Origin of the sequence: Enterococcus sp. BWB1-3, from assembly GCF_016745275.1 — a bacterium.
In the GTDB taxonomy this organism is placed as follows: Bacteria; Bacillota; Bacilli; order Lactobacillales; family Enterococcaceae; genus Enterococcus_L.
Genome location: NZ_JADOEP010000051.1, coordinates 1 through 5,597 on the forward strand (window position 1 = coordinate 1; position 5,597 = coordinate 5,597).

The 5,597-nt window shown below is 32.5% G+C and carries 4 protein-coding genes and 1 pseudogene; 2 read left to right on the forward strand and 3 right to left on the reverse strand.

Annotated features, from left to right (window positions below; all coding sequences use genetic code 11):
• Positions 1-86: 86 nt before the first annotated feature.
• From IW492_RS17625 to IW492_RS17635, 3 genes are read right to left on the reverse strand one after another with little or no spacing between them, the layout of a single operon-like run.
• The gene (locus IW492_RS17625) at positions 87-539 is read right to left on the reverse strand and encodes a hypothetical protein (RefSeq protein WP_236671999.1); all 453 of its coding nucleotides are present in this window, start codon (positions 537-539) and stop codon (positions 87-89) included.
• 32 nt (positions 540-571) lie between these two features.
• Positions 572-1,939 (reverse strand): HlyD family secretion protein, encoded by a 1,368-nt coding sequence (locus tag IW492_RS17630; RefSeq protein WP_202069394.1) that lies wholly within the window; start codon positions 1,937-1,939, stop codon positions 572-574.
• Positions 1,940-1,955: 16 nt separating this feature from the next.
• Positions 1,956-4,109 (reverse strand): peptide cleavage/export ABC transporter, encoded by a 2,154-nt coding sequence (locus tag IW492_RS17635; protein WP_202069397.1) that lies wholly within the window; start codon positions 4,107-4,109, stop codon positions 1,956-1,958.
• A gap of 267 nt (positions 4,110-4,376) precedes the next feature.
• Here IW492_RS17635 and IW492_RS17640 point away from each other — a divergent pair, with 267 nt between their 5' ends.
• Both IW492_RS17640 and IW492_RS18225 read left to right on the forward strand, forming a co-directional pair.
• Positions 4,377-4,604 carry a hypothetical protein gene (locus IW492_RS17640; protein ID WP_202069399.1) on the forward strand — a complete coding sequence of 76 codons (228 nt, stop codon included), beginning with the start codon at positions 4,377-4,379 and terminating at the stop codon, positions 4,602-4,604.
• 513 nt (positions 4,605-5,117) lie between these two features.
• Positions 5,118-5,397 (forward strand): annotated as a pseudogene (locus tag IW492_RS18225) (hypothetical protein).
• The last annotated feature ends 200 nt before the right edge of the window (positions 5,398-5,597 follow it).

Sequence of the window (5,597 nt, forward strand, 5' to 3'; positions counted from 1 at the left end):
CAAAGTACTATCAGATAACACTAGCTGTCCGTTCGTTTATTCAGTGGGTTAATACGGTTCCTACACAGGTGATCGATCGGTTATGCTTATAATTCAAATTCTTTTACAGGTTTTATATAGATAGGAATATCTAGCTTTTTAATTTCTGCCATTTCTTTAGCAATCTCAGCACTTTCATATACCCCTCCCCCAGGTGAATTTACTTCTAATAACACTCCCTTAACCGTTTTGTCTTCTTGAATCTTCTTTAGCTGTGTTAAAAAAATCTGATGGTTATATTGTTCCTTACTAAAAAGATTGCTTTCACCTGTATCTGAAATAACTCCATCGACGGATAGTTTGATAATCTTTTTATTTGACGCTCCTTCTTCTAACGTTTCTTCTGTGATTTCGTTAGATCCATAAAAAATCTTATTTATTCCTGTTAAGGTTGTATTTGACGCTTCCTCTTTATCTTTTCCTGGAATTAGCGCAATGATAATGGATAGTAACAATAATCCGCACGCTATTCCCACAGCAATCCATCTTCTTTTATTCATGTAAACTCCTCCTGTGTTCTTAGTGAAAATAATTATTTTTTATTTAGAAACACATCGACAATTTGTTGCCAATATACTTTTTCTCCTACAATTAAAGACAACTCTCCAGTTAATCCATAACGAAACGGTATTGATTGAATTGTTTTTAAGGATCCTTTTACTGTATAAAATGCACCTTTCTCAGTTACAATAGAATTTTCTGAAATTTCATCCAAAGTTCCATCGATCGTAATCGGAGCAACACCTTTTTGATCCAAATTAAAATGAACTTTCATACCTTCTTTAATATAGGTACTTTCATTCGCAGGTAAAAATGCTGTAAATATCATTTTTGATTTTTCGTGGACTGGATAAATTTCTGCAAGCACTGTTCCTTTGGCTAGTTCTGTTTGTCCTTTTGTATCTTCATTTAAATGAATCGTTCCAGATACAGACGCTTTTAGTACTCCTTGTGAAAGTTGATCGTCCAAACTCTTGATAACAGACTGGTTCTTTTCTTGTTTTTCATTTAGCTCTGTAAGTGTTTGTTTTACAGTTGTTATTACTTGTTCTATCTCTTGCTTTCCTTTTTCAGATTGACTCTTTCGGTCATTCTCAGAAGTAGTTGGTTTAACTAATTTAGCTTTTTCTAACTGATACTGTTCTATTTCTTTTTTTAGTTGCTCAATTTGTTCATTTATGCTCGCTGAAATTGTCTGTTTTACTTGATTTTTTTGCTCATCAGAAACATTATTTAGTTGCTGCTGCCAATTCTCATAGTTTGACATCATTTCTTCTGAGAATCCTTTTAATGATTGATTATTACTCCAAGCTACCTGCACTTGTTGCCATTCTTGTAATTTACTATCTGAACTCTCAATTTGTTTTTCTAGTTGTCTATTTGTCTTTTCGTATACTTCTAATTGCTTTTGATCATTTAATTCACTTTGCTTCAAAGCGTAGCGAATTGATTCTTTTTCTGACAATATGCTTTTTACTTGATTACTGTAGCCAAAACTATCATCCGTTGAAAATAAATTTTCTCCTTTACTTATACTTTCAATAAATAGCTGAGCCATCTTTATTTGTTGAGTAATACGTTGATTTTCTTGTTCTATCTGAGTCTTTTCATTCTCTATTAAAGAACAATCAAATCTAACCAACACATCGCCCTTATGAACAAATTGATTTTCTTTTAAGAAGTTTTCCATTATTTTAGCTTCTAATGGCACTTGTAACTTCTCTATTTTTTCAGGGCTCAATTGAGCCGTTGTCCGAATAACAACCTCTTTTTTAGCAAAGGTTAAAAACAATCCAATAGTACATAAAAAAAGAATTACAGGATATAACACCCAACGGTAGAAGCTATGATGTTGCTTAGTATAGATACTAGAATGTTCTAACCAATTATTATTCTGCATAAATCGCTTACCTCTCCTAGATTTCCCATAATTTTTGATAGATACCCTCAGCAAAACGAAGTTCATCGTGCGTTCCTTTTTCCACCAAACAGCCTTCATGGAGAACTAAAATTTGATCACATGCTTTTGCTATTGGTAAATGATGCGCAATAAAAATAATAGTTTTTTCTTTTAAATTGAGTAGATAATTCATAATTGTATGTTCTAACAAAGTATCTAATCCACTAGTTGCTTCATCTAGAATTAATATATCTGGATCTTTTAATAAAGCCCGTGCTATGGCTAATCGTTGCCTTTGTCCTCCTGAAAGGTTATTTCCACCTTCTTCCAACAATGTCTCGTAACGTAATGGCTGTTGATTAATAAATTCATTTAGTTGTACTACCTCACAAACCTCTATTATTCGTTCGAAGCTTGGTGGGCTATCTAAACCGAATATAAGGTTCTCAATGATTGTTCCACTAAAGAAAAATGACTCTTGAGGCAGATATGTCACTCGATCACGCAATATCTGAAAAGGAATGTCTAAGTGATTAATGTCTCCATAATGGATCGATCCTTCTGTTGCTTCATAAAAACGAACAAATAACTTTGCAAGGGTTGATTTTCCTGAACCACTAACTCCAACTATAGCCATTTTACTGTGCGAAGGAATTGTACATGAAATTTCGTTCAACATGGGTACCTTCATGCTATACGAGAATGAAACGTCTTTTACAGTAATATCTTGTTGAAATAATTGTTCAGAAATCATATATTCAAAAGACTGGTTCGATTGTTCTGGATCAATCGCAAAAATTTCATTTAAACGATTATTTGCAACTTGAGCCGTTTGCATTTTCACTTGTAAATTAATAATGTTTTGTAAAGGATCTGTGAAAAAAACTAGTAAGGCATTGTATGTGATAAGTTGCCCTAGACTAATCTTATTATCCATAACGAAATAAGAACCTAACCATAAAATTAATGCACTGCTGATTAATTGAATCAAATGTTTAATTCCTTGTTGAATGTTATCAAGCGTAACCGTACGAAATGATTTTTTCATTAATTTGACAAATTCATGGTCTACACAGTTATATACTTTCTCTTCACCGCTATATGCTTTAATTGTTTCTATTCCTTTAAGACTTTCTATGATACTAGAATTTACAGTTGCACCGGCTGCCATTTCTTCCCTGTTCGATTTTTCATAGCTTTTCACGAAAGCCAATATTGCAACTAAATAAAAAGGCAACGAGCATAGAGTGATTAAAAACAACGTACTATTCTGAATAGCTAAGGTAATCCCAACAAGCAACACCATACCGATATCTAAAAATATTGATAACATTGCACTTGCTAAAGCATCAATAATCTTACTGGCATCAAGAAAACGAGAAATAATTTCCCCTGATTTTCTCGTAGCAAAAAAATTCATTGGTAAAGTTAACACATGTTTGAAATACTGAAGCATAATTGCCATACTCATTCGCTGTCCTAAAATAATAAGAAGATAACTTCGGCTGTATTCAAACAATCCCCGAAATAAATAGACAGCGATCAATCCAATGGAAATTATATTTAAGGTAGAACGAGCTTGATTAGGAATGAAGAAATCAAGTATACCTTGAAAATAGTATGAGCTCCCTATCCCAAAAAACGTAATGAAAATCGATGCTAAAACGATATGGAATACTAATCCTTTTTGTTTCCAAATTATAGGCAAAAAGGAACTTAATCCAGCTACTTTTTCTTTAATAGGCATATAGGTTTCTCTAGGGATAGGTATCAAAAGAATACCTGTCCATTCTTTTTCAAACTCTTCAATCATTTTTCTATTTTTTCCATTCGCAGGATCTGCAATCCATAGTACATTTCCCTTCGTTTTATAAATTACAACATAGTGCATATAGCTATTATCAACCAATATATGTGCAATTAATGGTAAGATAAGATCTCTTTCCTTCCAGATCTTACTATCACCTTGAATAGCCATACAATCAAAAGATAATGTTTCAAATGTCTTTTTCAAACCAAATGCTGAAGTCCCCTCTAAATCTGTCCCAGATAGATCCCTTAATTTATGAATCGGAATATCAGATTTAAAATATTTTAAAATCATCGAAAGGCAGGCAACACCACAATCTTTTTCATCTTGTTGGTGCACAAAAGGAAATGATTTTATCACTTATCTAACACAACTCCTTCTAAAAAATTTTTTTAGAAAAATCCTCAATATAGCTTTAATGCGGTAAAAATATTGTCTCATGATTCAACAAAAAATTTGAAAACAGTTCTTGAACACCACCTTTTTCATTCTTGAATTAAATTTATTTAGCATTTTAACTATTCAAGAATAAATTTAATAAGGTTCAGGAAGATTTTTACTGTATACAAATGAACTATAGTATTGTTTACTAGTACCAAAAATAATTAAAAAGGAGCGTGTTTAAACATGCAAAATGTTAAAGAACTAAGTACTGTTGAAATGCAACAAACTATTGGTGGTGGACAATGGAGCAAGGGAAAATACTTAAATACATGTGTTGCTGGTGCCTATGGCGCGGCTATAACTGGCACTGTAAAGAATTGGAAATTAGGACCTTTTGCATTAGTTGGTGGCTTAGGTGCCGAAATAAGTCATATGTCAAAAAATGGTTGCTTCAATCGAAATGGAGGATAATTTTGAGTAAGGAGGCAAGGAAAAATTTATGAATAAAATCTATCTTCGTATACGAGAAATTTTATTCAACTTCTTTTTTACAGTTGGAATAATCTATTTTTTCGGCAATTTATCTGGCTATCCATGGAAACTAAATCTTATAATCTTATTTTCAGTGATAGTAAGTCTTATTACATTTTTTATAGAAAAATATAGAGACAAGTAGCATAAATCAAGAAAACAAAATTAGAGGTGCTTATTTATGAAGAATGTTAAGCAAATTTCTAATCAAAAATTGAAACAAATTTTTGGTGGATTCTGGGCTGATGCACTTACTGGACTTCTTGGAGATTAGCCACTTCGCCAACTCCCAAAGAGTTAAACGGAGAAAAGACTAAAAATTTCAAAGCTCATAGCTGCGGTCCATATGGACAAGATGGAACTCCGAATTCTTGTAATCCATAGTAAACAAAGCAAAAAAGAAAATATTTTATGAAAACTTTATATAAAGGAAAACCAGCTGATATATGGTAGATTAGTAAGTCGAGTGAACAACCTACATGGGTAAAAGAAGCATTTTTAAAGATTTACCTTTTCCGGTCTGATAATAGACTAAAAATTTTAATAACTGCTTTAAAATCCATCGACTAAAGAAAATCTAAAAATTGGAGCTGTAAACACTATTGGAGGAGAATTTAGTGGATACGCTATGTATTCTATGGAGGATATAGGAGATTTTTTAGACATAACTAATCACAAACTAGTTTCAAAAAAATACTTTCAGAAGCATTCCCAAATTTCAAGAACAAGTTAGCCACTTTTCGAAATAAGTGAAAAATGTCTGTTATCTCTACGTTCCGTTGTTGATTTGATTGTGAGTTGGTGTGTGGTAGTCTGATCAGGACAGTCTGGTATCCGCCAGACTTCCCAGACTTAAGCCACATTCCAAGAGGCTCACTGTCAAATCAACTCACAACTATAAAAGCTTCTTGTTCAAATTGTTGTCTGGGGGTT

Coding starts and splice junctions, on each gene's coding strand:
- IW492_RS17625 (WP_236671999.1), bottom strand. CDS start 539: ATGAATAAAAGAAGATGGATTGCTGTGGGAATAGCGTGCGGATTATTG.
- IW492_RS17630 (WP_202069394.1), bottom strand. CDS start 1,939: ATGCAGAATAATAATTGGTTAGAACATTCTAGTATCTATACTAAGCAA.
- IW492_RS17640 (WP_202069399.1), top strand. CDS start 4,377: ATGCAAAATGTTAAAGAACTAAGTACTGTTGAAATGCAACAAACTATT.